At 53.1% G+C, this 1,260-nt stretch carries 1 protein-coding gene; it reads right to left on the bottom strand.

From position 1 onward, the window contains the following. Window positions 1–51: 51 nt before the first annotated feature. The gene (locus AOA62_RS17115; protein ID WP_017135449.1) at window positions 52–1,176 is read right to left on the bottom strand and encodes an IS481 family transposase; all 1,125 of its coding nucleotides are present in this window, start codon (window positions 1,174–1,176) and stop codon (window positions 52–54) included. Window positions 1,177–1,260 lie beyond the last annotated feature (84 nt).

Here is a 1,260-nt window from a genome sequence, read left to right as displayed (position 1 = left end):
TGTACGGACCGGACACATGGTTGACACATGTGCGGGGACATGGTGGACGCATTATTGACCATAATCAGGCTTACTAATGTCGATTGTTCGCAAAAAGTGATGGCAGAAATAGACGTCGAACAGACCATCGCTTTCTGCGTTCGGGCGGATTGCTATGTGCTGTCCTACCAAGCCTTTTGCGATGCTGAAGTAGCGTTTTTGGAAGCGAAAACGGCTGTGATAAACCTTGGCTAACACGTCGTCTGGTCCGTATTCAAACTCAGGTAGCTTTTGCGGATAGGCCCAAGGACTGCTGCGATAGCGGTCCATGGGCACCTTGTATTCCAGCGCCTGATGAGGACGTTGCAGGTTGTATATTTCACGCCATTGATCGAATGCTGATTGAGCATCCGCTAGCGTAGAAAAGTGACGCCCGTTAAGGACTTCTGCCTTGAGTGATCGATGAAAACGCTCGATTTTCCCATTTGTTTGCGGATGGTAGGGACGACTGAAACTTATCCGAATTCCCAAACGCACCAGCCAAATACTCAACTCTGTGATCTCGCCAGGATTACGCGGTGAGCCCCATGGCGCGCCATTGTCGACGTTGATACGTGCCGGTAAACCGTAAGTTTCAAATACCTCGCTCATCTTCTGTTTTACGGTGGTGCCTCGCTCGTTATCACACGCTTGGATGGCCAGGTTAAACCGCGAATGATCGTCCAGGATGGTCAGGGGGTGGCATCGGCCTTGCTGCATTGCAAAGTGGCCTTTGAAATCCATCTGCCAAAGATCGTTGGGCTCAGGATGTTCAAATCTCAGCCGGGCCTCTGGTTCTTTCTCTGAAGGCTTAATCAAGCTGTGCCGGTGCAGGACATTAGTGACAGTACTGGGAGCAATTCGCTTGTCCAGCATGCTGCTAATTGTGCGTCCGCCCCATGCCGGATGATCTTGGCGAAGTGCAACGACCTCAGCCTCCAGCTCGGCCCGGGTCAGTTTGGGGCTGCTGGCGGGCCTGCGTGACTTCTCTTGCAAACCCGCAGAGCCGCCGGCCTCGTAACGCTTTAGCCACTTGTAGGCGGTTTGCGGACTTATACCAAATCGTCGACACAGCTCTCGCTTATTACTGCCGGGTTTCTTTGCTAAGGAAACAAACTCTTGTTTTAGGCTCATGGCGTCTCTCGTGTTCCAGGGCATGATGGCCTCCCGGCGAAGCTGGCTTCGCCGAGAAGTGTCCACCATGTCCCCGCACACCCGTCAACCATGTGTCCGGTCCGTACA

It is taken from the genome of Pseudomonas sp. 2995-3 (assembly GCF_002742565.1).
Lineage (GTDB): Bacteria > Pseudomonadota > Gammaproteobacteria > Pseudomonadales > Pseudomonadaceae > Aquipseudomonas > Aquipseudomonas edaphica.
This window is presented reverse-complemented; position numbering and strand designations above follow the sequence as displayed.